The 23233-nt window shown below is 34.7% G+C and carries 21 protein-coding genes; 5 read left to right on the plus strand and 16 right to left on the minus strand.

Annotation, left to right across the window (positions count from 1 at the left end):
- Positions 1-91 precede the first annotated feature (91 nt).
- Positions 92-1192, plus strand: a complete 1101-nt coding sequence (locus INR76_RS06300) for a DUF4407 domain-containing protein (protein WP_223109808.1) — start codon at positions 92-94, stop codon at positions 1190-1192.
- Positions 1193-1265: 73 nt separating this feature from the next.
- Positions 1266-4271, plus strand: coding sequence for an aminotransferase class III-fold pyridoxal phosphate-dependent enzyme (locus tag INR76_RS06305; RefSeq protein WP_223109809.1), 3006 nt, complete (start codon positions 1266-1268; stop codon positions 4269-4271).
- Between the two features lie 2 nt (positions 4272-4273).
- On the opposite strand, the gene INR76_RS06310 is transcribed toward INR76_RS06305, so the two are convergent.
- The 11 genes from INR76_RS06310 to INR76_RS06360 form a co-directional block, all read right to left on the minus strand.
- Positions 4274-5086 (minus strand): purine-nucleoside phosphorylase, encoded by an 813-nt coding sequence (locus INR76_RS06310; RefSeq protein ID WP_223109810.1) that lies wholly within the window; start codon positions 5084-5086, stop codon positions 4274-4276.
- Positions 5087-5100: 14 nt separating this feature from the next.
- Entirely contained in the window at positions 5101-5790 is a 690-nt protein-coding gene (locus INR76_RS06315) for a TIGR04282 family arsenosugar biosynthesis glycosyltransferase (protein WP_223109811.1), read from the minus strand.
- Between the two features lie 5 nt (positions 5791-5795).
- A complete protein-coding gene (locus tag INR76_RS06320) occupies positions 5796-6296 on the minus strand; it encodes a rhodanese-like domain-containing protein (RefSeq protein WP_223109812.1) in 501 nt (166 codons plus the stop codon).
- Between the two features lie 72 nt (positions 6297-6368).
- On the minus strand, positions 6369-7199 hold the full coding sequence (locus INR76_RS06325) for a metallophosphoesterase (protein WP_223109813.1): 831 nt from the start codon (positions 7197-7199) through the stop codon (positions 6369-6371).
- Positions 7175-8518: a sodium:solute symporter gene (locus INR76_RS06330; RefSeq protein WP_223109814.1), complete on the minus strand. Its 1344-nt coding sequence runs from the start codon at positions 8516-8518 to the stop codon at positions 7175-7177. Before INR76_RS06330 ends, INR76_RS06325 begins: the two co-directional genes overlap by 25 nt.
- Before the next feature lie 10 nt (positions 8519-8528).
- Positions 8529-9971 (minus strand): SusD/RagB family nutrient-binding outer membrane lipoprotein, encoded by a 1443-nt coding sequence (locus INR76_RS06335; protein ID WP_223109815.1) that lies wholly within the window; start codon positions 9969-9971, stop codon positions 8529-8531.
- A gap of 10 nt (positions 9972-9981) precedes the next feature.
- Positions 9982-13197, minus strand: coding sequence for a SusC/RagA family TonB-linked outer membrane protein (locus INR76_RS06340; RefSeq protein WP_223109816.1), 3216 nt, complete (start codon positions 13195-13197; stop codon positions 9982-9984).
- A gap of 86 nt (positions 13198-13283) precedes the next feature.
- Complete coding sequence (locus INR76_RS06345) at positions 13284-13967, minus strand: DUF2064 domain-containing protein (protein WP_223109817.1); 684 nt, start codon at positions 13965-13967, stop codon at positions 13284-13286.
- 2 nt (positions 13968-13969) lie between these two features.
- A complete protein-coding gene (gene arsS, locus INR76_RS06350) occupies positions 13970-15037 on the minus strand; it encodes an arsenosugar biosynthesis radical SAM (seleno)protein ArsS (protein ID WP_223109818.1) in 1068 nt (355 codons plus the stop codon).
- A gap of 3 nt (positions 15038-15040) precedes the next feature.
- Positions 15041-15373, minus strand: a complete 333-nt coding sequence (locus tag INR76_RS06355) for an arsenosugar biosynthesis-associated peroxidase-like protein (RefSeq protein ID WP_116693075.1) — start codon at positions 15371-15373, stop codon at positions 15041-15043.
- Positions 15374-15484: 111 nt separating this feature from the next.
- A complete protein-coding gene (locus tag INR76_RS06360) occupies positions 15485-16249 on the minus strand; it encodes a DUF481 domain-containing protein (RefSeq protein ID WP_223109819.1) in 765 nt (254 codons plus the stop codon).
- 225 nt (positions 16250-16474) lie between these two features.
- Here INR76_RS06360 and INR76_RS06365 point away from each other — a divergent pair, with 225 nt between their 5' ends.
- Positions 16475-16696: a hypothetical protein gene (locus INR76_RS06365; protein WP_223109820.1), complete on the plus strand. Its 222-nt coding sequence runs from the start codon at positions 16475-16477 to the stop codon at positions 16694-16696.
- On the opposite strand, the gene INR76_RS06370 is transcribed toward INR76_RS06365, so the two are convergent.
- Both INR76_RS06370 and INR76_RS06375 read right to left on the minus strand, forming a co-directional pair.
- Positions 16693-17043, minus strand: coding sequence for a DUF488 domain-containing protein (locus INR76_RS06370; protein WP_370632432.1), 351 nt, complete (start codon positions 17041-17043; stop codon positions 16693-16695). The genes INR76_RS06365 and INR76_RS06370 overlap by 4 nt on opposite strands.
- Complete coding sequence (locus INR76_RS06375; protein ID WP_223109821.1) at positions 17040-17930, minus strand: tryptophan 2,3-dioxygenase family protein; 891 nt, start codon at positions 17928-17930, stop codon at positions 17040-17042. Before INR76_RS06375 ends, INR76_RS06370 begins: the two co-directional genes overlap by 4 nt.
- A gap of 298 nt (positions 17931-18228) precedes the next feature.
- On the opposite strand from INR76_RS06375, the gene INR76_RS06380 reads away from it, so the two are divergent.
- Positions 18229-19701, plus strand: coding sequence for a phage integrase SAM-like domain-containing protein (locus INR76_RS06380; RefSeq protein WP_223109822.1), 1473 nt, complete (start codon positions 18229-18231; stop codon positions 19699-19701).
- Between the two features lie 126 nt (positions 19702-19827).
- Here the strand turns inward: INR76_RS06380 and INR76_RS06385 are convergent, their stop codons facing one another.
- A complete protein-coding gene (locus tag INR76_RS06385; RefSeq protein ID WP_223109823.1) occupies positions 19828-20154 on the minus strand; it encodes a hypothetical protein in 327 nt (108 codons plus the stop codon).
- A 367-nt stretch (positions 20155-20521) separates the two neighbouring features.
- Positions 20522-21061 (minus strand): tyrosine-type recombinase/integrase, encoded by a 540-nt coding sequence (locus INR76_RS06390; protein WP_223109824.1) that lies wholly within the window; start codon positions 21059-21061, stop codon positions 20522-20524.
- Between the two features lie 338 nt (positions 21062-21399).
- Between INR76_RS06390 and INR76_RS06395 the strand changes: the two genes are divergently transcribed.
- The gene (locus INR76_RS06395; RefSeq protein WP_223109825.1) at positions 21400-21915 is read left to right on the plus strand and encodes a hypothetical protein; all 516 of its coding nucleotides are present in this window, start codon (positions 21400-21402) and stop codon (positions 21913-21915) included.
- Positions 21916-21989: 74 nt separating this feature from the next.
- Here INR76_RS06395 and INR76_RS06400 read toward each other — a convergent pair whose 3' ends face one another.
- Positions 21990-23222, minus strand: a complete 1233-nt coding sequence (locus INR76_RS06400; protein WP_223109826.1) for a PepSY domain-containing protein — start codon at positions 23220-23222, stop codon at positions 21990-21992.
- Between the last annotated feature and the right edge of the window lie 11 nt (positions 23223-23233).

Here is a 23233-nt window from a genome sequence, read left to right on the forward strand (position 1 = left end):
TTTAAAAGGTCTAGAAAATTCTAGACCTTTTTTTGTAACAATTAACCAAAACTGACGTTCTAATAGTCTGTCAATCAAAATTAATCAACTTATGTTACAACGTTTTTTTATTTTCTGTTCGGGCGCTGATACGGCCATTTTATCAGAATGTTCACCGGGTGAACGCACCAAGTATGCAGGCATTGGAGCTACTGTTTTTTTTACGGCTGTGATGGCTGCTGTCGCAGGTTCATACGCGCTCTATACCGTGTTTGATAACTTGTTTACAGCTATTTTCTTCGGAATTATTTGGGGCTTACTTATTTTTAACCTTGATCGATTTATTGTTTCAACTATCAAAAAAAGAGATAACTTCTTTGATGAATTGATTCAAGCTTCACCTCGAATTCTTTTGGCTGTTATTATAGCGATAGTTATTTCAAAACCCCTCGAAATGAAAATCTTTGAAAAGGAAATTAATCAAGTCCTTCTTGAAGAAAAAAACGATATGACGTTAGCCAATAAGGATCAATTGGCCTTACAATACACACCTACAATTGAAGCTTTAAACGCTGAAATAGATGCACTCAAAAATGAAGTGACCAATAAAGAGACTGAAGTAAATACACTTTATGAAACTTATATCGCCGAAGCTGAAGGCAGAAAAGGAACCGAACTAGTAGGTAAAGGACCGGTATACAAAGAGAAACGCGAAAAACACGATGCCGAGTTAGCTGCGTTACAAGACTTGCGTACTACAAATGCCGAAAAAATTACCAACCTAGAAAATCAAATAGCAACCCTTTCAAGCGAGTATCAAACCAAAGTTACAGAAACACAACCTGTAATTGACGGCTTTGATGGTTTAATGGCTCGTGTTAATGCTTTAGATAAATTACCGTGGTTACCATCATTTTTTATTTTCTTACTCTTCCTAGCTATTGAAACATCACCAATAATAGCTAAATTATTATCACCAAAAGGAGCATATGACTTAAAACTAGAAGAACAAGAGAGCGCCTCAAAATCTTGGGTAAGTCAGCAAAAAGCACAAAGAGAAGTGTTGGTGTCAACAGATCGAGAGATAAACAATAAAGTGTATGCAGATATTGCTGAAGAACAAGAATTATATGATTATAAACGCAAAAAAGCCAGAGAGCTTATGCAATTGCAAGCCGATGCGTTTTACAAAAAACAGAAAGGTGTTTTATAGCAATTTCTTGATACTATAACTTTTAGATTGAAGTTAAATTTCAGTAATATTGTTAGTCAAATGTAATACAAAAATGACTACCGAAACTGCTTCTCAAATAGCTCTTGAGTATTATAATCTTAATGTACAAGCTACTCCCTTACAAGGTGATGAAGATGAAAATTTTAAACTTACTACCAAAAACGGTACACATTATTTATTAAAAGTTTCGGCTCAAGATACCGCCATTGATTTTTTAAAGTTTCAAACAGCACTTTTAAATCATATTGCAACTAAAAAAGCCTCTGTAAACCTTCCTGAGATTTATCACAACATCCATCAAGAAGCAGAAACTTTTGTACAAACTACGGGAGAATTAAAAACAGTTCGTGTATTAACCTGGTTGCCGGGGCGTCTTTGGGCAAACGTTAACCCTAGAACTTCTACCTTGCGTTTTAGCTTAGGAAAAAAGGCTGGAGCGCTTACCAAGGCCCTACAAGATTTTGACCATCAAGAAGCGCATCGAAGTTTTGATTGGAATTTAACCGATTCTCTTTGGACCAAAAAATATACCGACCTTTTCAAGGATATTGAAAAGGATATGGTTTCCTTTTTTCAGAAACGATTTTTAGAACTGCAACCTAGCTATCAATCACTCCCTAAAAGTGTCGTGCACAATGATCTTAATGATTATAACGTACTGGTTTCAGAAAATTTAAAAAACCCAGAAGTTACCGGTATTATTGATTTTGGTGATGCTGTTTACACACAAACCGTTAATGATCTTGCCATTGCTATTGCATATGCTATCATGAATACACCAGATCCGCTTGCAGCTGCTGTTGAAGTTGTTAAAGGCTACCATACAGAATATATGCTGTCAGAAAAAGAACTGGAATGCCTTTACACACTTGTAGGCATGCGTCTTGTCACTACTGTAACAAAAGCAGCCTTGCGTAGAGCAGATGTTTCAAAAAATGTATACCACTTCATTAGTGAGCACGATGCGTGGCAGTTGCTAAAACACTGGTACGGAACCTATGAAAACTTTGTGTTGTATACCTTCCGAAATGCATGTGGATACACACCTCACCCAAAAGAGCATCAGTTTCAAGAATGGGTGCAAGAAAATAAAATTTCGCTTAACACGCTTTTCCCAACAATTGAAATACAAAATGTAGTAAATGTAGATATGAGTATTGGTAGCACGTGGCTGGGAAACAAAGAAGAGTATAGCGATACCGATATTACTGAATACAAACTAAAACAAATTGAAAAGAAATACCCCAAAAGTATTTTGGCAAACGGGTATTTAGAAACCCGACCTTTCTATACCACAAAAGCCTTTATGATGGACGGAAATAACGGTCCGCAATATCGTACCGTGCATCTGGGAACCGATTTTTGGGTAGATGCCAAAACACCACTTCACGCTGCCTATGACGGAAAAGTAGTAATATTACATCATAACGATTATTTAAAAGATTACGGGCCGTTGTTGGTTTTGGAGCACCAATTTGAAGCAGGTCAATTTTACACACTCTATGGGCATTTAACATTGTCATCATTAACGCTTACAACTATAGGTCAAGAAGTAAAAAAAGGTGATTTAATAGGCTACATAGGAGATGCTTCTGAAAATGGAATTTGGACACCACACCTTCATTTTCAAGTAATGCTTGATTTATTAGGTAATACCGAAAATTTTCCTGGCGTAGCATTTCCTACTGAAAAAAATGTTTGGAAAAGCATTTGCCAAAACCCCGGACTCCTTTTTACTGAAAAAACTCAAAATATACTTGAAAACTATACCAATCAAGAAATAATATCGTTCCGTAACGATCATTTAGGAAAAGGATTAAGCCTTTCATACACTACTCCTTTAAACATTGTAAGGGGAGAAGGTGTTTACTTAATAGATTCTGATGGTAAAAAATATATTGATACAGCCAATAATGTTAATCACGTAGGGCACCAACATCCCAAAGTTGTTACTGCCGGACAGCAGCAGATGGCTGTGCTTAATACCAATACACGTTATTTACATTCTGAAATTATAAAATACGCCAAAGCACTATTAAAAAAACTGCCTAAAGAGCTTTCAGTGCTGCATTTTGTAAACTCAGGTAGCGAGGCTAATGAACTCGCATTACGAATGGCAAAAACAAGTACAAATCAAAAAGACATTCTTGCCATAGAAACCGGATATCACGGTAATACCAATGCTGTGATGGATGTAAGCTCATATAAGTTTGACGGAAAAGGTGGGTTTGCAAAACCCCAACACACTCATATTTTGCCTTTACCAGATTCTTTTAGAGGCAAACATACAGGAGATAATTGTGGTTTGGCTTACTCCGAATATGCTTCAAAAACCATTGAAGAGTTAAAAAAACAAAACCGAAGCATTGCTGCTTTTATTGGCGAATCTATGATTAGTTGCGGCGGACAAATTGTACCGCCAAAAAACTATTTTAAAGAAGTGTATAAATCTGTTCGTAGTGTTGGTGGAATCTGTATTGCAGATGAAGTGCAAACAGGTTTCGGAAGAATGGGGAAAACATTTTGGGCTTTTGAGTTATTTGATGTAATACCCGATATTGTTACAATGGGAAAACCTGCCGGAAATGGTCATCCATTGGCAGTTGTAGCTTGTACCAAAGAAGTGGCGGAAAAATTTAATACAGGAATGGAGTTCTTCAATACTTTTGGTGGCAACCCCGTCTCGTGTGCTATTGGCCGTACTGTATTGCAAGTAATAGAAGAAGAAAACTTACAAGCAAATGCTTTTGAAATAGGCAACTATCTAAAATCTGAGTTGCTTGAGCTTCAAAAAGAATTTTCTATCATTGGAAATGTAAGAGGCGAAGGACTTTTTTTAGGTTTTGAGTTAACTACTTCAAATAAAAAACCCCTACCGGAACATGCTGCGTATCTTTCAGATAGAATGAAAACTTTGGGAGTGTTAATGAGTACAGACGGTCCAGATTATAACGTATTAAAAATAAAACCTCCAATGGTATTCAGTAAAGAAAACGCAGAGGAGGTTGTTTCAAAACTTAAAATAGTTTTTAAAGAAGATTTTATGCAATCGTTTTGATGCTATAACCTTTTTATCAATTCAGTAAAAAGGGTGATCATATTAGGTTCAGCTTTTGCTGCCATTGCCAAAATATCTGAAATATCTACAGGTTTTAAGTTATCTGGATCACATTCATCTGTCAATACAGATAAAGCAGAAACCGGAAGTCCTAAATGATTAGCAACAATAATTTCTGGTACTGTACTCATACCCACAGCATCGGCTCCAATAATTTTCAAATATCGATACTCAGCTCGCGTTTCTAATTGTGGGCCTACTACACTAGCATAAACACCTTTATGTATTGTTATGTTTTTTTCTGAAGCTATTTCTTCAAGCAACGAATTCATTTTGGGATCATACGGAGCGCTCATATCAACAAAACGTTCACCCATTTTTTCAATTCCGCGGATGGCTAAGGGCGAACTTCCTTGTAAATTAATGTGGTCATCAATCAACATGATTTCACCTTTTTTAAAAGTAAGGTTTACCGCTCCGGAAGCATTACTTATTAAAAGATGTTTTATACCTAGTTCATTCATAACCCGAACAGGGAATGTTACATCTTGCAACGAGTAGCCTTCATAAATATGAAAACGACCTTGCATAATCACTACTTTTTTTCCGCCAAGCATTCCAAAAATGAGTTTTCCTTTATGAAATTCTACTGTAGCAGTTGGAAAATTGGGAATGTGATTATAGCTTACTTCACTTTGAATTTCTACATTTTCTAGAAGTTTGCCCAAACCGGTTCCTAAGATAATTCCTATCTCAGGGGTGTCAAAACCCTTTTCTTTTAAGTAATTGGCGGTTTCTCTTATAGATTTTAGCATAAGTATTTTGTTTTTTAAAAATCGGTGTCTAAATAATCGGGTAAAAATTCTTGAAAGGCTTCAATATCTTTAATGTCTCCATAAAAATCAACATCATTTCTTTCTTCAAGTTTTTTAACGCTTTCATTTTTTAAATCCTCAAGAGTAGCCTGCAATACAGAATCTTTTCCCCATTCCTTTTTACTGAAAAGAGCTTGATTAGGCTGTTTCATTCCCAACAAATAATAACCGCCGTCTTCGGCAGGTCCTATTACATAATCGTGGTCTTTAAGTGCTGAAAAAGCGCTGTTTAAATCTCTTGAATTTAAATCATACATATCACTTCCTATAATAATTGCTTGATCATACCCTAGGGAAAAGATTTCGGTAAAAGCGTTGTACATTCGTATTCCTAGGTCGTCGCCCTGTTGTAATTTTTTACTGTATACATCATTACTCCACGTATCATCTTTATGAATGGCCTCGCTGTAAAAAACAAATTTATCTGCATCTACAGGTGCTGTTATTTCTGCAGTGTGTTGTAAAAGAAAGGTATATATTTTTAAAGCAGACTCATCACCAACACTGGTGGCTAATCGAGTTTTTACCTTTCCCAGTTCAGGATTTCTTGTAAAAATTAGTAATGCTTTTTTTGAAGTAGGAAAATGAAAATCTTTGGCCAAGTCTTCATCGCCGCCAACATTGTTTTTTGTAAATAAACCCATAGGTTTTAATTAAAAATTATAATTCCGTTGTGAAGCCATTTGCTCCAATTTTTTGAAAAACCGTGAATACTATCCGTTTTTTTCTCTTCTTTATCAACGATGGGATATTCTTTGTTTTTCCACTCAAAAATGCCTCCGTAGAGATTTTCTACATTGGTATATCCTTCTTTTTTAAGCTTTTCAGCGATTTTCTCTGAACGTATCCCCAAGGAGCAGTACACTACAATAGGCGTGTTTTTATCGCTTAGTATTTCTGAAATGTTTTCTTCTGAAAAGGTTGAAAATCCAACAAATTTTGCAGATTTCAAATGGCTTACGTCAAACTCCTCTTTTTCTCTGGCATCTAGAATAACCACAGAATCATTCATTTGTAACATGCGTAACTCTTCAACAGAAATATAAGGGATGCTACGGGTGTTATATTGTTGTAAAACGTCTTGTAATGTGCGTTGCGCAACACTCGTAAACGATACTAAAAAAAAGAATAAATAAAGAACGTATTTCATATTGGTTTCAACTTTAAAAGTACATAATGTTAACCTTATTTACGAAGGTTTTGAGTGTTTAGTTGTTATAATTTAGGGTTCAATTCCAAAGCCTTGTAAACCACTTTCTACAGGTGGCAAAATTTCAGTGTTGTCCCAAATACCGGTAATAATCGTTCTTGCGTATTCTTGCGGAAGCAAACTATTTTGCATCAATGAGCTTGTCAATTTATGATTATAACTCATAGAAAAATGGTTAACAACAATGGTGTCATTTTTCTGGCTTAAAATAGCATACCAAACATCGGGGGTTCCGTCATTTGCAGGCATGCCTATTACTCCTGGGTTTATCCAAAGATTTTTAGTTTCGGCGTGATGTTGTTTAAAAGGTAATCCACAATGGCCGGCAATAATAATGTCACTTTTGCTAGCATCAAAAGTAGTTTGTTTGCGATGCCAAGGAGTAGATTTAAAAATAAATTCTGAAACGTTAAACCAATCACCATGAACAACGGTTACACTTTTATTAGCATACTGAAACTGTATATGATCTGGCAAATTTGAAATAAATTTTAATGAGCTTTTGGAAAGTTTACTTTGTGCAAATGGGTACCACAGTTGAGAAAAGCTATCACAACGAGATCCTTTTTTAAAGTCGCAACCACAATCTTCAGCACCATTTTTAAGTTGTATTTCTACATTACCGGCAATACTTCTGGCGCCCCAAAGCTTAAACAATTGTACGGTTTCTTCCGGTTGAGCACAGTACCCAACAATGTCTCCGGTACAGATGCAGTTTTCTGCAGGTATATTGTTTTGTTCAGCAATACGTTTTAGCTTTTCAAGAGCTTGTAAATTGCTATATACGCCACCAAAAAGCAGAATATTTCCTTGTATAGTTATAGATTCAATTTTTTTATCCATATAGGTGATATATATAAAATGATACAGCTTAAAACGCCCCAAATATTTATCCAAAGAAGTTCAGCATATTTTCCTTCAGTAAAGATGAATTGCTTCGGAAATACTTCAAAAACCAATAAAAAACCAAAAATCAACCCACAGACAACACTTAGATAAAAGCTTACCTTAGGGGCCGGAAGTTTCCAAAATATAAAAATAGGAGTGAGTCCAATAACCATAGTTCCTGATATGGTAGTTGCCGATAGTATTTCAGCATCCAAAAAAACTGGAATAGTTCCTAAAACTGCAATACCTACCATAGCTGCTCTACCAAAGGTGAGGTTTGCTCCCATTTTTAAATCTACCGCAAGTAATTTTGAAAAAGACGAAAAGGTTGAATCTAGGGTAGAAGCCGCAGAAGTAATCATAATAAAGTTAATAACCAATAATATGACAATCCCAAATGCTTTACCTACTTCAACCGCCGCTTGACCTTTCATTCCTTGTGATTGTGCGTAGATACCGATAATACTAAATAATATTATACAGATAGCTCCTATTAAACTGGCCCATAAAAAGCTCTTTCTGGTAATTTTTGGAGAACTTATAAAAGCCCTGTCTGTTAAAACTGGATCGTGAAAAGGATAGCTAAACGATTGTATGATTGCTGCAAAAAATAAGTTTAATCCCAAATCAAAACTCCAACTACCTGATGTAACCACTTCATTTACGGTAAAATCTTCCGAAGAAAAAATAGCGCCCAAAATAATGATAAGCAATACAGCAAAAAGCCCCATTTGAATCACATCTGTAAAAATAGAACTGCTCAATCCTCCTTTAATAGCATATGCAAGAGTGAGTATTGTAAATACTAAAATTGCCCAGTAATATGGGGTACTTCCTTGATCGCCAAAATAAGTACCTATAACAATGGTGTTGCTCCACACTTCATTAAAAAGTCTAATAGCAATCAATATTGAAAAAAGCGCCATAGCTCCTTTTCCAAATCGGTTTGTCAAAAAATCATGAATACTTTTAAAGCCTCCTTGTACTCTTAGTTGGTATATTAAAACTCCGGCGACCGCAAACGATAGATAATACCCTGCATAGGCAATGCCACCTACAATGCCAAACTCTAATCCCAAGTTTGCTGCATTGGTAATGCTTTTGGCAAAAATCCAGGAGATAATTAAACTACCCATAAGCCAAAAAGCAGAAGGAGCTTTTTGGCGATGCGTTGCCTTAAAAAACTGATTAGGTGTTTTGGCTAAAGGCGATAACAAAAACAGAATTAAACTAGAAGCTATTATTAAACCCCATTGCCAGATTGAAACATTCATTTACATATTATTATTCATCCCACCAAACGGGAACATTAATACTATTTCCATTCGTTGCCTCAGCGGCTTGCTCATAATTTTCTGCATTTAAAGCTTCTTCTTCAGCAGGATAGGGCATTCTTACAGGAATTACACCATTGTTTAAACTTGCTGCTACAGGTTTAAATTCAGGAAAACCGGTTCGGCGCCATTCTATCCATCCTTCATAACCATTAATAATATTTGCAATCCATTTTTGTGTAATAATTTGCTGAAGCGGTGTCGATCCCGAAGCATTGTAAGCTGCGGGGCCTGTCAAGTAATTTGAAGGTATTTCGGTTTGCCAATAATCAAACGCCAACTGTATTCCGGTTTCATACAAACTCTGCGCATCTGCAGCAATAAGACCTTTTTGTGCAGCCTCGGCTAGATTAAAATAGGTTTCCCAAGCTGTTAAAAAATTGGCGTCTAGTGTTGAGGTGTCTTCTCTAAAAGCAGTTCCTGCCAAGGAAAAGTTTGCCAATTCAATAGAAGTGTTTGAAGCATCAATTCCGTTAATCAATCCATTGTACTCATTAGTTTCTGAATTTTCAAACGGACGAAAAAACTGTCCTATGCGATTGTCTTCCAGGGTTTTTAAAACTTCTTCCATGGTTTCTGAAAGAACAAAATTATTGAAATCGCCAATCCTTAATTGTGCTAACCGAAAGCTATTAGGATCTGTATTGGTAAAATTGAAAATTGCATTTTGATCATTCGTTTTAATATAATTTCCTTGGTTATAAATGGTCTGCAATTGAGCCGAAACATCTCTTTTTTCTGAAATACGAAGTAGTTGTTTAATTTTTAATGAATTGGCAAAAGTGATCCAACTTTCTAAATTTCCGTTGAAAAGAATATCACCTTCTAGCGGAATAACATCTTCATAGCGTTGAATGGCTGCTATTCCTTTGTTGAGGTTATCGATAATTCCTCCTTCGGCTAAATAAATATCTTCTTGTTTATCATACTTTGGTGTTACAGTACCGTCAACCCCATTAAACGCTTCAGAATAGGGAACGTCACCAAACAAATCAGTAAGTCCTGCTGTCATGTAAGCTTTTAAAATTAAAGCGGGTCCTTCATACACCGAAAAGGTTTCTACGGTTTGTGATTGCTCAATGATAATTTGATTGTCACGTAAGTTGGTATAAAAAATAGGCCAAGGATTTCCACCTAGTTGTGGTGATTTTAAAGCGTGACGATCGAATAAATTAAAATCGAGTGCTGTACGGTGCTGTGACAATAAATCGCCCGCTACAAAACCTTCATAACTCATTTGTTCACCATAGTCATAGATAACTTGTCGCAACAATAAGGAGGGTTGTACTGAGTTTGGAGCATTTGGGTTTGTATTGATTTCTTCAAAATCTTTGGTGCATCCGCTTGTAAAAAGCAATATGATGCAACTGAATATATAGACTGTATGTTTCATAATTATCATCTTAAAAATTAATTCCGGCTTTAAAACCGATGCTTCTGCTAGTAGCGTAGCTCATATCTTCAACACCGCTTACAAAGCCGTTACCTTGCACGGCCAATTGTTCTGGATCAAAATGGGGTATTTCTGAAAACGCAAATAGATTTCTGCCAATAAGTGTAAAACTTACTTTACCGCCTTCTTCTAATCCTAAAAAACCGTTATTGAGTTTAAATGTATAACCAATAGAAACCTGTCTTAATTTTAAATAAGAGGCATCATAAACGTTGTTCTCTTCGTGGTTACGATCATAAAACTGGCGGTAATAACTCTCTGCTGAAATTGCAGTTGTGTTAGGTACATATTCTGGATTGTCTTGCGTGCCAACATTCACAACACCATTGGCTACAATACCTTCTTCAGGGCGTGGTGTAGTTTCAGCTAGTTGACCACCAACAGTTGCTAGAGCTCGTGTTCTTGAAACTAGTTCACCTCCTTGTCGCCAATCAAATAAAAAGTTGAGGTTCCAATTTTTATACTGAAAATCATTATTCCACCCCAACATAAAATCTGGATTATAATTACCTATTTTCTTTAGTTCATTATCTGCTATGTAGTTTCCGTTTTCATCGATGATAAAATCTCCATTTTCATTTTTGGTATAACCGGTTCCATAAATGTCACCTAGCTCGCCTCCTTCTTCAACTTGAAACCAAACAGTTTGATTGGCGCTGTCATAAATTCTATTGTATGCCAATGTTAAGCGGCCGTAACTTTGCGGAAGATTTTCTACTACGGCTTTATTAGTACTGAAATTAAACAGAGTATTCCAGCTAAAGTTGGCATTTTTAATAGGGGTAATGCCAGCAATGATTTCTGCACCTTGGGTACGCACTTTTCCGCCATTGATTACTTGTTGGTTGTATCCTGAAGAAATACCTATGGGTAATGAAATTATTTGATCTTCGGTTACAGCATTATAATACGTTACATCAAAACGCAATCGATCGTTAAATAACCGGATGTCTCCGCCAAATTCATAAGACGTAGTTTGTTCGGGCTTTAAGTTTGGATTGGGTATAAAATTTTGATCACTAAATGTTGGCTGACCTAGATAAGGGGTTTGCGAAACAAATGCGCCAGATGTTTGATACGGTGCCGTATCATTACCTACTTGTGCTACACTGGCTCTTAGTTTTACAAATGAAAAAACGTCGGGTACTTTTGTAGCATTTGATAGTACAAAACTTGCCGAAGCAGAAGGATAAAAGAAAGAAGTACCATCTACAGAAAAAGGTGTTGCCAATGCACTCGACCAGTCATTTCTGGCAGTTAAATCTAGGTAGAGATAATTTTTATATCCCAATTTGGCAATTCCGTAGAACGAATTGATTCTTTTTTTACTTTCAAATTGAAATACTTCAATGGGTGACGCGGCATTGTTTAAATTAAAAATACCCGGCTGAGCGAGGTTTACTGTTTGCGATTGTTTGGTAGAAGCTGTTTGGTCTAGACGATTGCCTCCTACTGAAACATCTACCGAAACATCTCCAAAGATGTGGTCATAATTAACTAAAAAATCGGTGTTTACTTCTCTAAAAAAGACATCGTGTTCTGCATATCCGCCATTTTTGAAACGATTGCTACTAAAAGCACGTCTGAATTGCCTTTTTTCAGAAGAATAATCCATTCCAGACCGTAAAGAAATACTCAGGTGTTCTGTAAGGTCTTGTGTTACCGAAATATTTCCGAAGACACGATCGCGATTAAATGAGTTTCTGTTTTCAAGAAGTGTAAAATAAGGGTTGTCAAAATACGTATAGTTAAACGAGTATTGTTGTACTCCTTCTAGACCGGGTTGCCAATAATTACGCATATTTTGAATATTTAATGAGCGTGGACCCCAAGCAACCAAAGCATAATTTACGTTTTCACTACCATATCCATTTGAGGGACGGTTGTCACTACCAGAATTCACATAGCTTACAGAGGCATTAAAAGTAGTTTTATTGGTAGGTTGAAAACCAAGTTTTGCAGCAACGGTCTGTCTGTCTAGATTAACTCCGGGTATAATACCGTCACTTCTTAAATCGGTAAATGATAAACGATAGTTTCCTGTTGAAAAACTATTTGAAACCGATGCGTTATTTATAGTAGTAATCCCTGTGCGATAAAAATCTTTTAAATTGTCAGGGTGCGAAACAAAAGGGGTAGGAGTAATAGGTAAACCACTATATAAAGAAGTGTCACCACCGCGAACTACTGTTCCGTCGGGAAGAATCACGGGGCTGTCATACTGAGGAATTAAATTACCCACATCTAGCCGTGGTCCCCAAGAATAACTAATGAGGTCGTTAATTCCGCCACCAAGACCATCAACATATTCAAATTGGCCTCCATTACCTTGACCATATTCATTTTGAAATTCAGGAAGTTTGAATGGAGTTTCTATAAAAAGCGAACTGTTAATACTTATTCCCATTCCTTGTGATTTACTCCCATCTTTGGTTTCAATAACAATAACTCCGTTTGAGGCGCGTGTTCCATACAAGGCAGCAGCACTAGGCCCTTTAAGTACAGTGACAGATTCAATGTCATCTGGATTTACTTCCATAGCACCGTTTCCGAAGTCAATTTCTTGAAATCCGGCTGCAGCTTCATTAGTAAAATTAAATACCGTTTCATTGTTAATAGGTGTACCATCGACAACAAATAAAGGATTGTTGTTTGAAAAAGAGGCTTCACCTCTAATAGTGATTTTTGAAGATGAACCTACACCTGTGGCACCCTGTGAAATAGTAACCCCGGCTAGTTTTCCCGTTAAATTATCAAGAAAATTAACAGCCTTTACATCGCTTATTCCTTCTGCTTCTATGGACTGTACAGAATACCCCAGCTCTTTTGTTTTTCTTTCAAGGCCTAGAGCAGTGACAACTACTTCATCGAGACTGGTAGTGGCTTCTTCTAATACAATCTTAATTTCTGATTGGTTTCCTACTGAAATAGATTTGGTAATGTAACCAATAGAAGAAACGGTTAATATGTCTTTTGTTGAAGAAATTTCAATTTTGAAATTTCCATTTTCATCTGTAGTTGTTGCTTCGCCATTGCTAGAAACGACATTTACAAAAGGTATGGTTGTGCCTTGCTTAGCATCAATGACAGAGCCGGTAACCAAAGTTTGTGAAAAGCTTATTGTAGTGGTAATTATAAACAACAAGCCTATGTATAATTGCTTCATAAAAATAGGTTGATTTGTAAATAGGATAATTGTGTTGCCGAAAAAAATTCAGCAAGAGTAAACGTACTATGAATACGTAAACTTATTTATGAAGCTAGAAAGGGAGAACCTTTATTAAAAGGTGTTTGTGTAGATAATCTCTGAAAAAAAATAGAAGCAAATTGTGCTAAAATTTTTTCAGATTGAACTAGTTTGTAAAGTAGTTTTTTAAGGCTGATTGAGAGAACTTTAAAACTGTCTAAAATGTGTCTAATATCTGAAACAGAATCAATATCTGTAAGTACTTCAAGCCAAGTAACTTTTGTGTTTTTGTTTTCAAACGCAATAGCAAAACTTTGGTTTAAAGCTCTTGTTTGCCAAGGAAATTTTAAAAACAGAGATGCGTCAAAATGCGTTTTTTGTAATCCCATTAAATAGTAACCTCCGTCTTTTGAAGGTCCTAAAACTACCGGATTGTTTTGTAGTTTTTTATTGGTTTCAACAATGTGCCTTGTTTGCAAGTGCGGCGTATCGTTACCAATGGTGATGATGTTTTTAAATCCCTTGTTAAAAACTGCTTGTATAGCATTAACATATCGCTCTCCAAAAGTATTTCCTACTTGTTCCTTTTCAGAAAAATGAAAAAATGGGAGTTTGGTTTTTTTAACCTTACTGAGTGTTTGTTTATTGAGCTGGCCAAATAAGGTGCCTGACTCAGAAAAAGGTTTTGCAACTTGTTCCTGTTGAGCAGATTGGGCAAATATTAATATGGCAGTTTTTGATTGGGTCATTGTTAATCTGCTACAGAGCCTTGACAACTACTTCCTGCGCCGGCTGTGCAACCGTAGCAATGTTGAGAAATGATGATATTTCGGTCGTTTAAGACGTCTTCATTGTATTCTGAAATATGCTTAACCTTGCTATCCACTTTTAAATCGAGCATTTGGTTAAAATCGCAATCATACAACCAGCCATCCCAGCTAATTGATATGGTATTGGTACACATTACATTTTTAACAGCTGCAGGATTATAGGCGTCAACTAGTTGATACATGTAGTCTTCATAATTTTCTGAAGCAATTAAAAAGTCTAAAAACCGAGCAATAGGCAAATTGGTAATCGCAAACAAGTTGTGAAAATAGATGCCAAAATCTTCTAATAAAGCTTTTTTGAAATCTTTTTCCATATTTGCTTGATCTGTTGGTAAAAAGGCACCACTAGGATTGTAAACTAAATCTAAACGCAGATCACTATCGGGCATACCATAACCTACGGCATTTAATTCTTGTAATGCTTTAATTGACATGTCAAAAACGCCTTCCCCTCTTTGTTTATCTGTTTTACCACGCGTCCAGTGTGGCATAGAGCTTATGACGTGTACATTATGTTTTTTGAAAAATTGAGGTAAGTCATAATATTTTTTATTGGCACGGATGATAGTGAGATTACTTCGAACTATAAAATCTTCAATTCCTGCTTTACTAGCTTCTTCAACAAAACGTCTAAAATTGGGGTTCATTTCTGGGGCGCCACCTGTAAGGTCTAGTGTATGAGCGCCGGTGTTTTTTATAACTTCAAGGCACTGCTCCATAGTCTCCCAAGTCATGATTTCTTTACGGTCTGGACCGGCATCTACGTGGCAATGATCACACGTTTGATTACACATGTACCCAACATTAATTTGAAGTATTTCTAGCTTTTTGGGTTTCATGGGAAATTGCCCTGATTCTTCAATTTTTTTTGCAAAAGTGGGTAATTCGCCATTTGCAAAAATACCGTTAGATAATTTTTCTAACTGTTTATTGGCTTGAGCTAGTTCGCTGTTTCGTTTATGAAGGGATTGTGTTTTAAGTTTTGTCATAAATTATCCGTCAAGTTTGTTTACTTTATTCATCATCATCACACCGTGTACAAGTGTTGCTCCACTTTTAATGGCAGCTCCTGCGTGAATGGCTTCCATCATTTCTTCTTTGGTTACCCCGCGTTGTAAAGCGTCTTTAGTGTATGCGTCAATGCAATAGGGACATTGTTCTGTATGTGCTACTGCCAATGCTATAAGTGATTTTTCTCTAGCTGTAAGTTTGCCTTCTTCAAAGACTTTTCCGTAGTAATCAAAAAATTTTTCACCAAGTTCTTCACTCCATTCTGTTATTTTTCCAAATTTGCGAAGATCTTTTGGATCATAGTAATCTGCCATGGTAGTTGGTATTTAGTATAGTTACGAAAGATAAACCTCTTTGGTTTTGTTTTAGTAAATATAATTAAGTAGTCTCTTGTTACGCAATAAACTTACGAAAGTTTTCATGTCTTAGTCAAATGTGTAGGCGATTCCGGTGGTAAAATCATATTGAGAATTGGGTATTCCAACGGCCGGAAATGCATCGTAAGTAAAAGTATAACTTGTTTTTAAAGCAAAATTTTTAAAAAGACCAACAACAAGGGACGATTGACTAGAGATACGATAATCTTTTATTTGTTCAATTTTTGGTTGATAATATGTTGTGCTAACAATTGAAATATGCTCAGTAGGATATAGACTAAATGATATATAAAAACTGCCTCTTACATCTCTTTGTATAGGAGTAACGTTATCCAGAACCTCTTCATATTCATACATGAGTAATGTTCCTAGATAAAATTTATAATTTTCAGATTGAGTTAATTTAAAGCGTGGGCCGCTACCAGCCAAACCCCTGAAATTTATAAGATTAACCTTGTTGTACTGTCCTTGCAAAAATGCTTCCCAGGCTAGAGTAGGAGTGATTTTGTAATTATAGCGAAGGTGTGATATTAAACTATTACTGAATTTTTCACCTTCAATTTTCTGAAAATCTACATCGTTTTTGAGTAAAACCAGATGATTGTTCATTTTGTATTGAACGTGAATATTACTGGATATAGTAAAGAAATCATTTTTATTTCTTTTTAATTGAAAATCTAAACTTGCCGAACCTGAAAACCCAGAAGTATCTGTAACCTTTCGAAGTGATTCTGCATTTAAAATTTGTGAAAAAGTACTTTCAGAAACAAAGAGCGTAAACACCAAAATGATAACAAAAAAACGCGCAGCCATAAATTTTATCTTTCGTTAATAATTACTATCAATACAAAAATAGCCTTTTTTAAAAATGAGTTGATTATCTATAGTCTTAAGTTACAGTGTTAAAGTATTGTTTAAATTTATTTTAAGCTGTAAGAAGCTATTATATTTAGCCCTTTTAAGAGACAACTTTTTAAACAAGAATTATCTTGTTTTTAGTTCTTTAAAAAATTGCTAACAAAACAAAAAAGTATTACTATGGATATAGTACACGAAGCCTTACAATTTGAAGAAGAAACAACAAGTTTCAAATCTACCAATGACCGCATCGTTGCTTCAAAAAAAGCAAAAAAATTAATTTTGGCCTTAAATGAGCGATACAAAAAAACGAAAGATGCAAAATTGATGGATATTATGAAGCGTCTTACTGCAATTAAAAGAAAGGCAGAAAAACGAATTAAAGCCAAAATTGTAGTCTAAAAGGTATTCTCTAGATACTCTTTTAATACAATTGCTTGATTGTACTCCTCATTTTTTGCGCCGTATAGTAACGTAACCTGTTTGCGTTTTGCAATATCGGCAATCTCTTTGAGTGCATCTTTGTGTTGTGAAAGCTCGCTTTTATATTTTTCTTTAAACTCGGGGAAGCGTTCTTTTTTATGATCAAACCACGTTCTCAACTTTGAAGAGGGTGCTATATCTTTATTCCAGTCATCAAGCCTAGCTTTTTCTTTGCTGATGCCTCTAGGCCAGAGGCGGTCTACCAAAATACGATGCCCATCACGATTTGCTGCATCTAGATATACTCGTTTAATTTGAATTTTCACGATGTTTCCTCTTTCCAAAGTGTTGGGAAAAATTTACGTTGCTGAAACTTGGGGTGCAAGTATTTTTTCCATTCTGAACCTCCGGTTGCAGTTTTGTTTTCTCCTTTTTTATCTAAATAATGCCTAGCAGTATTTAAATGTACCAATGGCCAATCTACATTATAGAGTTTGTCAAATGTTAAGATGATTTCTTGTAACTCTTTGGAAGGATTTTTAAGCTCAAGAAACTTTTCTTCAAGGGTGTTTCCTTTTACTTTTTCTGCTAATGAAATAAATGAATCTAGATACTTTTCTTCAAATTGGCGTAGCGTTAGTGTTTTGGCGCCTGTTTTATGATTGTAACCGGCATCGCGCCAATAAATGTGCTTAAAATAATCTTGGGTTGAAGGATTTTCAGGAAGTCGCTTTTTACCTTCTTCATTAATTAAATTTTCTAGTTTGGTGCAATATATCTCTATATATCTAAATTGAGCACTTTGAAATCCGCTGGCCGGAGTTAATGTAGAACGAAAAATATTATAATCTTCATAACTCATACCATCTTTCATAATATCAAATGAAGTGATGAGCATATGCACATACCGATTTAAGCGGGAAAATTTGTCTAGCCACACATCTTCATCTACATCCTCCATCTCAAAAAGCTGAATAACTTCGTGCCTAACCATCTTAAGCAATAATTCAATAACTTGGTGGTACATGATGAAGATCTTTTCATCTTTAAAATCGGTGCGAGGCTTTTGAAGAGAAAGCAGCGTATCAACCTCTATGTAATCCCAATAATTTATGGGTTTGGCTTGTAAAAGTCCTTTGAGGTAGGTGTCTGGGTTTTCACCCAAGGCTTTATACTTTTCATTAATGGCTTTGATGATGTCTTCTTGTTTCATATAAATGCGCCGAGACGGTATGTTTTTCAGGTTCTAATATCAGAAGCTATAAAGATATTTAGATTTTTGGAACTTTAATAAAATACGCTTTATAAATAAGGATTTAAAAAACAAAAAACCCGAAACAGATGTTTCGGGTTTATGTGGTACCTCCAGGAATCGAATACATTCTTCAAAATTTTAACACTCTTATTGTTAAACAATTGTAGTTAATGATAGTATAACAATTACAGTTAACTAATTAACTGATAAATGAGTTGTACACATGTTGTACACCAAAAAAAATAATTATTATATAATGACAGTAACACCATGCTTTAGAAAAAAGAAAACCCAAGACTCATATGGATATTTGGGGGTAAGAGTGACATTAAATCGTAAGTCTTCGATTCACAATGTTGGAGAAAAAATTCACAAAAAATTTTGGAACCGTCGAAAACATAAAATCAGAAAATCTCATCCCGAATCTGTAAGATTGAATAAATTACTCGCTGATAAGATAAAGGAGATAAAAGAGCTAGAGGAGACTCCTTGCTTGTCAATAAGTGATAATAACTTAATCTCGAAGTCGTTTCTGGCATACTATCACCATCAGATAATAAATTACGATCGTTCTTTAAGTCGAGATACCGTAAAGTCTTATCGGTCCGCTTACCTCATGCTGGAACGTTATTTAAAAGAAATAAATAAAGAGGATTTACTGCTCGAACAGGTAAATAAGAGGTTCATTAGTGATTTAAAAAATTTTTTAATTGATCAAAAACTAGCTCTTTCAAGCATTCATAAATATTTCAAACATATAAAGACTATTTATAATCGGGGAGTTGAGGCTGGATTAATTACAAACGTGACGGATCCTTTTAAAGGTTTAAAAATTGGGGTGCCTGTCAAAAGCAAACAGTTCTTGACGATAAACAATATAAAAGATTTAATTTACGCTGATATACCCCGAGAATCTCCTGATGAGATTACTCGGATGAAATTTCTGGTTCAATTTTTTGGACAAGGCTTGAGAATAAGTGATTTGTTTACCATTAGATACAAGAATATTATGGTTGACTCATCTGAAGCTATTATACAATTCTCGCAATTCAAAACTAAACACCCTTTAACTGTTTTTGTCAGTAGAGATCTTCTCAGATACATGTGCTACTTCATTAATCCTCAGAAATACTATGACTTTTATTATAAACGAAAATATAAGTTTTTGCTTGATGGAAAAGAATATTCCATGACATATAATGGACATCAATCTCGTCATAAATTTTTGTTTAGTAAACTTGATGTTGGTTCTAAATTTTATAAAATGAGTGTTAATTTCATGGAAAATTTGAATGAAAAAATTTACAAAGAACAACTTCAACTTATAAAGCAAAAGAAGCAAGAGGACCCGTCAGAATTTATCGTAAAAGGATTAAATAAACATCTTTATAATGATGAATCGTTTGCTCCCAGAAAAATTCTTAATAAGAAACAAAAGGCGAAGTTTGAAACCTGTAAGAATTATTATGTTGAGAGCCTTAAGTCATTAGACAAATATATGCAATCGGGAATCAATATTGTTGGTCATACTGCGCGACATTCATTTGCGCGGCATCAGTTAGAAATAGGTACTGATAGCTATCTTATACGTGATTTGTTAGGTCATAAAGATATTAGAACTACAGAAGAATACTTACGAGGATTCCATAAAAAGATTGTAAAAAAAAGTATAAAAAAATCTCATTATTTCGTTATGCTCAATTTGTTAAATGATTTTAATATAGATTAATTTAATTAAAAGGTTCTTTTTGTGCGCTTTTTTAAAGTGCACAAAAAGAATATTATAGAAGTGTTTTAAGCTTATCACCTCTCTATTACATTTTTATTCATTAGAATATGATAAGGAGGGAAAGATTTATCTTTCATTGATTTCTTCCATGACCTCGGAAATTTTCAAAAATGTCTGAATCTCAATATAAAGCAATTTGATTAAGTAGCCATACTGCACGTTGTCTTCCAAAAATTCATATCCTTTTTGCGGCGAATATTTATAAAACAAGTAATTAAAGCTATTTTTTTCAATTTTTTTAAAGCATTTGAAGTGATAATTATATATCTGATCATTCTTTTCTATTTCTAATAACACAACATCCTCCATTTTAGCTTCTAATTGATTTAAAATGTGAGGATAATTTGTGGCTACGGGAGTTATAATTTCATCGATTCTATTTGCGTATTTCATTATCAACTATTTATATTTATCATTACATTCTCCATGTTAGCAATTTCACAAATCCTATTATATACTGTTTCATCAAAATGCGAATAATCTAGATCTTTATTGATGAAGCTCAAGCACCCCGGCTGAGTATAAATGTAATATCTGCAATACCAAATATTGCGGTACTTCTTTGATCTACTGAATTTGTGAAAGTGGACATTGAGGGTGTATGGTGTAATTTCTGGAATTGTAAACTCAACAAATGAGGAATGAACCTGAAAATGCTTTAACTTTTTTTCAAGCTCAATTAATACATTGGGATAGTTGTAAATAGAGCTCAAAATCGCGGATATTTGAATACTGGAGTGGGTCATTTTTTCAATTGAGTTCATAAGCTCATATAAATATCATTCAGTTCTTCTTGCTTTATACCAAGATATGTACGTGTTATTTGAGTAGACGAATGATTAAATAATTCACTCAGATATATAAGGGATCTTTCACTTTGATTATCATTGTCCCAAACACGTCGGCCAAATGACTTTCGAAGACTATGAGAAGAAAAATTTCCTTTAAGATTTTTCTTCAAAAGTCTATTCACATGCTGGGGGGAGAAAACTGATCCTTTCTGAGAAGTAAAAGCGTGGCCACCCATTTCATAAATTAAGTCATCTTTAAAAAAAGTGAGAGCATCTCGAATATGATCGTTCACCTTTAATTGTCGCAATTTACCCGTTTTCTTTTCGGTTATTTTAAACGTTTCACACTTAAGTTGATCAAAGGTTAAAGATAAAAGATCACTAATTCGCATCCCTAAATTAATACCGCATATTATTAGAAGTCCAAAGTTTTTGTTTTCTTCACGTTTGATTAACCTTCGTCCAATATTAGATGCACGATCGTAATCAATGTATTTAGAGCCCGTCATACCTCTGTTTTCGGGCTAATATAACCTTCAGAAATGAGACCCCGGAATAATTTTGAACATTATTTTACGACTTACTGTACCAATCCAACTGAAATTCAGGTAATGTTCAAAATGTATAAAAATGAACATTTAATTCATTTTGCACATTCCTCTCATATTATTTCTCAAGTTTTACTTTTTTTCAACCAGACAAAGAACTTTATCGTGACGATTTATTTCTGCAACATTCTCCAGATAATTGGTGTATAGCTTTATAAACCTTCTGAATGTTAAAGTTTCAATTAAAATTAAACTTTTCAAAATGTCATTGTATAAAATAAAAATTAAAAATCTTTATTATGACTAAAACACAAATTAAACAAAAAACAATTATTTCAATTTTTCTCCAAAATCAAAGAGAAATAGACAGAAAAATTCACAGGCGACTCGAAAAGGATCGCGCCTATTTCTCAGCTGTCGATTTCAGATCAAACTTGATTAATGTTATGGACAATGAATATACTGAAGTATTGAAAACTATGGAGGATCAAAATTTGGTGGATATGATGTATACGGTTCTTAATGAGCACTCTGACTTTGTAAAAAACAATTACCAGCATAAAGCGGAAGATGCAATAAAAATGCTAAATTCTTTTCAAAAGTTTAATAAGGTAGAGGATGACGATTCTAGCTTTAGTTTAATATCGATGATTGTAGGCAACAATATTAGAAGTTTAATTTCCATTTCGGTTTTAGACATGCCAAGTATAACAGCACGTTTAGCTATATTTCATGAAATATTAATTTTAAAACAATTACCGAAAACTTTTATTCCAACATTTGCATACATTTTAAGGACGGCAAGTATGGAATGATTATTAGTTTAGTGGTCTTAAAGTGGCCTCACTATTGTAATTGTGAAGGCCACTTTTTATTATTTTCATCAAAATTAGCTTTTCGCTATTAATTTTTTTTCTAAAACATAAATTATCAGTGCGGAAATCCCGAATAAGGGAAAAAGCAAACTTAGCAGTATTATGATGAGTATTACACCATTAGAAATGTGAAAATTTCTCGGTACTTTGGGCACAATCCATTTGTTTTTTGGTTTTTTAGAAAAATACGATAGAATGGCAGCTGCACTCGATAACGCAAGAAAAATAGCAATAAATAGCATTAGCCACCAATTCCAAGCACCAAATTGACCTTGATGAAATGCCATAAACCACATACGAGCTCGCATAAGAATACCGACATCCGCCCATTTTTGATGCAATACCAATTCGCCTGAATATTGATTATAATGGAATTTTTCCTGTGAGCTCAAATCAGGATAATAGGTGTTGCCAACGGTATAAACTCCAGCAGGACCTTTTGGAAAGTCAATTTGTACCTCACCTGGTAAGTCTAATGTACTCGCCTTTGAAACAATTTCATCTAATGGAATTGGATCTTGTTTTGATGGTTCTGAAAGTCCAACTCCCATCCATGATTTAGGGAATCCCGTATTGGTTATTTCTTGTACTTTTTTAAAATTAGAACCCACGACCTCCGTCCATGGAAAGGCTCCAGCTAAAACCAGTATTAACAGAGTGGAAATCCAAAATGCTATAATAGCGTGTAGATCACGGAATAACACTTGTTTTCCCATATTGAGCCTGGGTACAAAAAAACCTTGTAGTCGCCAATTTCTCATCGGCCACCACACAAAAACTCCCGTAATTAAAAGTACCATTATCCAACTTGCAATAAGTTCTACAATTAGAGTACCCGCTGTACCCAGCAAAAGTTCACCATGCAATTTTCTAATATTATACATAGCACCATCGGTGTCTGCTATTATATCTATAATTTTGTTTGTATATGGATTTACATACACACTGTTTTTATGCCCAAAACTTCCTGATATAAATTGTGTAGCAAGCGAATCTTTGAAAGAGAGTATCATTGCTGAATGTGGTTTTCCTAAAATTGAATCCGCAACGTTTCGCTGTTCTTCATAAGAATGAATATTATTTGAAGGTATTACCTTTACTACGTTGTCTTTCCTTCCTTTTTCATAAGTATCTTTAAACAAATATATGCCCCCAGTTATTGCCAACAACACGATGAAAGGCGCTGAAATAAGACCTGCGATTACATGCCATTTCCATAGCCATTGATTTAATTTTTTGTTTTTCATTTTTTAAAAGT

Source organism: Marixanthomonas sp. SCSIO 43207 (assembly GCF_019904255.1).
Lineage (GTDB): Bacteria > Bacteroidota > Bacteroidia > Flavobacteriales > Flavobacteriaceae > Marixanthomonas.

Bases quoted from the DNA above. Each gene is read 5' to 3' on its own strand.
- INR76_RS06380 (WP_223109822.1), top strand. From the start codon at position 18,229: ATGACAGTAACACCATGCTTTAGAAAAAAGAAAACCCAAGACTCATAT.
- INR76_RS06390 (WP_223109824.1), bottom strand. From the start codon at position 21,061: ATGACGGGCTCTAAATACATTGATTACGATCGTGCATCTAATATTGGA.
- INR76_RS06365 (WP_223109820.1), top strand. From the start codon at position 16,475: ATGGATATAGTACACGAAGCCTTACAATTTGAAGAAGAAACAACAAGT.
- INR76_RS06345 (WP_223109817.1), bottom strand. From the start codon at position 13,967: ATGACCCAATCAAAAACTGCCATATTAATATTTGCCCAATCTGCTCAA.
- INR76_RS06305 (WP_223109809.1), top strand. From the start codon at position 1,266: ATGACTACCGAAACTGCTTCTCAAATAGCTCTTGAGTATTATAATCTT.
- INR76_RS06320 (WP_223109812.1), bottom strand. From the start codon at position 6,296: ATGAAATACGTTCTTTATTTATTCTTTTTTTTAGTATCGTTTACGAGT.
- INR76_RS06395 (WP_223109825.1), top strand. From the start codon at position 21,400: ATGACTAAAACACAAATTAAACAAAAAACAATTATTTCAATTTTTCTC.
- INR76_RS06315 (WP_223109811.1), bottom strand. From the start codon at position 5,790: ATGGGTTTATTTACAAAAAACAATGTTGGCGGCGATGAAGACTTGGCC.
- INR76_RS06340 (WP_223109816.1), bottom strand. From the start codon at position 13,197: ATGAAGCAATTATACATAGGCTTGTTGTTTATAATTACCACTACAATA.
- INR76_RS06360 (WP_223109819.1), bottom strand. From the start codon at position 16,249: ATGGCTGCGCGTTTTTTTGTTATCATTTTGGTGTTTACGCTCTTTGTT.
- INR76_RS06325 (WP_223109813.1), bottom strand. From the start codon at position 7,199: ATGGATAAAAAAATTGAATCTATAACTATACAAGGAAATATTCTGCTT.
- INR76_RS06375 (WP_223109821.1), bottom strand. From the start codon at position 17,930: ATGAAACAAGAAGACATCATCAAAGCCATTAATGAAAAGTATAAAGCC.
- INR76_RS06310 (WP_223109810.1), bottom strand. From the start codon at position 5,086: ATGCTAAAATCTATAAGAGAAACCGCCAATTACTTAAAAGAAAAGGGT.
- INR76_RS06385 (WP_223109823.1), bottom strand. From the start codon at position 20,154: ATGAAATACGCAAATAGAATCGATGAAATTATAACTCCCGTAGCCACA.
- INR76_RS06300 (WP_223109808.1), top strand. From the start codon at position 92: ATGTTACAACGTTTTTTTATTTTCTGTTCGGGCGCTGATACGGCCATT.
- INR76_RS06335 (WP_223109815.1), bottom strand. From the start codon at position 9,971: ATGAAACATACAGTCTATATATTCAGTTGCATCATATTGCTTTTTACA.
- arsS (WP_223109818.1), bottom strand. From the start codon at position 15,037: ATGACAAAACTTAAAACACAATCCCTTCATAAACGAAACAGCGAACTA.
- INR76_RS06400 (WP_223109826.1), bottom strand. From the start codon at position 23,222: ATGAAAAACAAAAAATTAAATCAATGGCTATGGAAATGGCATGTAATC.
- INR76_RS06330 (WP_223109814.1), bottom strand. From the start codon at position 8,518: ATGAATGTTTCAATCTGGCAATGGGGTTTAATAATAGCTTCTAGTTTA.
- INR76_RS06355 (WP_116693075.1), bottom strand. From the start codon at position 15,373: ATGGCAGATTACTATGATCCAAAAGATCTTCGCAAATTTGGAAAAATA.